Here is a 3011-nt window from a genome sequence, read left to right as displayed (position 1 = left end):
ATTTGGTGGAGCTAAGCGGGATCGAACCGCTGACCTCTTGCATGCCATGCAAGCGCTCTCCCAGCTGAGCTATAGCCCCACGTAACCGTGACCCCTGACGCAGGCTATACGCCTACCGGGTAAATTTGGTGGAGCTAAGCGGGATCGAACCGCTGACCTCTTGCATGCCATGCAAGCGCTCTCCCAGCTGAGCTATAGCCCCACATTATGTGGTGTCCGCAAGCCTGTGCACTTCGCCACTCTCTCTGGAAAAAGAGTGGTGGAGCTAAGCGGGATCGAACCGCTGACCTCTTGCATGCCATGCAAGCGCTCTCCCAGCTGAGCTATAGCCCCGTGCACACCGCTTCATCGCGGGAACGGGGCGCATAATAGGGCAAGGCTACCGGCACTGTCAACGGCTAATTGCCTTTCCTGCGCCAAGCGCGGCAAAAGCCGCCAAGTCAGTCTATTTACTCAACAATTCAGCTCCTCAGCATGCAGTTTTTGCCTTTTTTTGCCCGGCGTAGCACTATGGTATTAGATAACTCACTAAGTGATTTCGTTAAAGCATATAGCTGATCACACTCCGCATAGGGACGGACGCATGAACAAGGAATGGTACTCGGCCAAAGAATTGGTGGGCGTCGGCAGCTTTCCCTCCACGCCTCAAGCCATTAATCAGCGCGCCAAGGCCGAGGGATGGCGCCGGCAACGGCGCAATGGCGTCCAGGGTAAGGCGCTGGAATACCATATCAGTAGCCTGCCGAAAGAGGTGGTAGAGGAGCTCATCGCGCGCGACGATCAAGCGCAGTACCTGCTCAACAGCACGCAACCGGAACAACTCTGGTATGCCATTCTGTTACAAATGAACGATGAGGAGCGCAAGAAAGCAACCTCGGTGATCTTGCGGATTGGCATTGACGAGTTCCTGCGCCGCTTAGGCGATTAGCCCTCCCCTCATCGGCCGTCTCTAACGTAAAAAAACCGGCCAATGGCCGGTTTTTTAGTTCGCAATACAACCCAACAAGGCTTACTGCTGCGCCTCACGCTCGGCGATAAAAGCCAGAGCCTGATCGATACGCGCCAGCGCACGCGCCTGGCCGATAGCATGGATGGTCACGTCCACGCTCGGCGACTGACCTTGGCCGGTCACCGCCACACGCAACGGCATCCCCACCTTACCCATACCGACTTCCAGCTCATCGGCAGTCGACTGAATGGCGTGATGGATCGCCTCGACCTGCCAGTCACTGATCGCCGCCAGCTTGCTACGCGCCAACTCCAGCGGTTGACGAGCGACCGGACGCAGATGCTTCTTCGCGGCGTCGGCATCGAACTCACGGAAATCTTCGTAGAAGTAGCGCGCCTGCTGCGCCATCTCTTTCAAGGTCTTACAACGCTCACCCAGCAGGGTGACGATCTCGGCCAACTGCGGCCCCTGCGTGGTGTCATAGCCCGCCTGCGCCACATGCCAGGCCAGATGCTGAGCGACCTGCTCCGGCGGCAGATGGTTAATGTAGTGATGGTTCAACCATTGCAACTTCTCGGTGTTGAAGGCGCTGGCCGACTTACTGATATCATCCAGGGTGAAGAACGCCGTCATATCATCGATGCTGAAGATCTCCTGATCGCCATGGGACCAACCCAGGCGCACCAGATAGTTAAGCAACGCCTCCGGCAGATAGCCATCGTCGCGATACTGCATGACCCCGACCGCGCCGTGACGCTTGGACAGTTTCTTGCCATCATCGCCGAGGATCATGGAGACGTGGGCATACTCCGGCACCGGCGCGCCGAGCGCCTTCAGGATGTTGATCTGACGCGGCGTGTTGTTGATGTGGTCTTCACCGCGGATCACATGGGTGATGCCCATATCCCAGTCGTCGATCACCACACAGAAGTTGTAGGTCGGCGAACCATCGGTACGACGAATGATCAGATCGTCCAGCTCTTGGTTACTGAACTCGATCGGCCCGCGGATCTTGTCGTCAAAAATGACAGAACCTTCCTGCGGGTTCAGGAAGCGCACCACATGCGGCTCGTCGTCGGCATGGTGGCTATGGTCGTGACGGCAACGCCCGTCGTAACGCGGCTTTTCGCCACGAGCCATCTGATCTTCGCGCAACTGCTCCAGACGCTCCTTGGAGCAATAGCACTTATAGGCGGTCCCCTGCTCCAGCATCTGATCGATCACCTGATTGTAGCGATCGAAACGCTTGGTCTGATAATACGGACCCTCATCCCAATCCAGATTCAACCAGTTCATCCCATCCATGATGGCGTCGATGGCTTCTTGGGTGGAACGCTCCAGATCGGTATCTTCAATGCGCAGAACAAACTCCCCCTGGTTATGACGGGCATACAACCAAGAGTACAATGCGGTACGCGCACCGCCGACATGCAGATAGCCGGTCGGGCTGGGCGCAAAACGGGTTTTGATTTTCATGTAAATAAGACCTTGTTACGCAGGTTCCCCTGCATCGCTAAGCGGGGGCAAAATATCTGTGGGCGTTATTTTACCATTACCATTTAGGCTATGTCCCACAATTGTTTCGGCCGAATAATGGCGTAACGCACCCCGCCGTACCCGATGAAAAGCGCGCCCCGCAAGCTCCCCCCATAAGATATCGCGCGACGCCGCGTCAGCCTGCGCTCTCGCGAATCATCGACACCGCCTTTCCTGTTTTACCGGCCTAGGCCGTTCTCCCATGCCGATGATCCCCGGCAGTGCGCTCATAGCCCCACTCGCGGGATGCTGGACGCGACGCCGCTGTGCGGGCAAGGGGGCCCAGTAAAGGGGGCACAACGATGGGAATCACGAGAAAAAACGACTAAATAGACGCTTTTTGTCTATTGTTGCGACAGGCTGGGTGTTTTTCCGACGAACGAGAGTTTTTCTTGAAAAAAGCGTTGACCATTTTCCGCGGCTCCCTATAATGCGGCTCCACACAGCGGGGGTGATTAGCTCAGCTGGGAGAGCACCTCCCTTACAAGGAGGGGGTCGGCGGTTCGATCCCGTCATCACCCACCAC

The 3011-nt window shown here is 56.8% G+C and carries 2 protein-coding genes and 4 tRNA genes; 2 read left to right on the top strand and 4 right to left on the bottom strand.

Annotated features, from left to right (window positions below; all coding sequences use genetic code 11):
- Positions 1-3: 3 nt before the first annotated feature.
- The 3 genes from ACEQFP_RS17310 to ACEQFP_RS17300 form a co-directional block, all read right to left on the bottom strand.
- A tRNA-Ala gene (locus tag ACEQFP_RS17310) sits at positions 4-79 on the bottom strand.
- Positions 80-126: 47 nt separating this feature from the next.
- Positions 127-202, bottom strand: a tRNA-Ala gene (locus ACEQFP_RS17305).
- A 55-nt stretch (positions 203-257) separates the two neighbouring features.
- Positions 258-333, bottom strand: a tRNA-Ala gene (locus ACEQFP_RS17300).
- A gap of 250 nt (positions 334-583) precedes the next feature.
- Between ACEQFP_RS17300 and ACEQFP_RS17295 the strand changes: the two genes are divergently transcribed.
- A complete protein-coding gene (locus tag ACEQFP_RS17295; protein WP_005283962.1) occupies positions 584-928 on the top strand; it encodes a DNA-binding protein in 345 nt (114 codons plus the stop codon).
- Positions 929-1009: 81 nt separating this feature from the next.
- On the opposite strand, the gene gltX is transcribed toward ACEQFP_RS17295, so the two are convergent.
- A complete protein-coding gene (gltX, locus tag ACEQFP_RS17290; protein WP_068869857.1) occupies positions 1010-2425 on the bottom strand; it encodes a glutamate--tRNA ligase in 1416 nt (471 codons plus the stop codon).
- Between the two features lie 509 nt (positions 2426-2934).
- Here gltX and ACEQFP_RS17285 point away from each other — a divergent pair.
- Positions 2935-3010: transfer RNA gene (locus ACEQFP_RS17285), tRNA-Val, on the top strand.
- Position 3011: the final 1 nt, after the last annotated feature.

Source organism: Edwardsiella sp. A.80236, from assembly GCF_044540725.1.
GTDB lineage: Bacteria > Pseudomonadota > Gammaproteobacteria > Enterobacterales > Enterobacteriaceae > Edwardsiella > Edwardsiella tarda.
The sequence above is the reverse complement of the archived record's forward strand: the minus strand, read 5'-3'. Positions and strand labels throughout refer to the sequence as shown.